Annotated in this window: 1 protein-coding gene; it reads right to left on the minus strand. The window is 64.8% G+C overall.

Annotated features, from left to right (window positions below; genetic code table 11):
- Nucleotides 1-233, minus strand: a 233-nt coding sequence (locus AC0L2O_RS37605; protein WP_473373297.1) for a MarR family winged helix-turn-helix transcriptional regulator, incomplete at both ends; no start/stop codon positions are given.

The raw sequence follows: 233 nt of genomic DNA on the forward strand, positions 1-233 counted from the left end.
GATCGAATGGGTGCGCCCGTCGTTGGGATCGGTGCGGATCGAGATCAGCCCCCGCTTTTCCAGGCCGGCCAGCGTCCGGCTCACCGGGCCCTTGTCGAAACCGATGACGTGGCAGATGCGCGAGGCGGGAATGCCGGGCTCGATCGCCAGCAGCGACATGATCCGCCATTCGGTGACGTTGACGCCGAACTGCCGCTGATAGAACGCAGTGGCGCTGTTCGAGAGCTTGTTGG

It is taken from the genome of Bradyrhizobium sp. Kon10 (assembly GCF_055807395.1).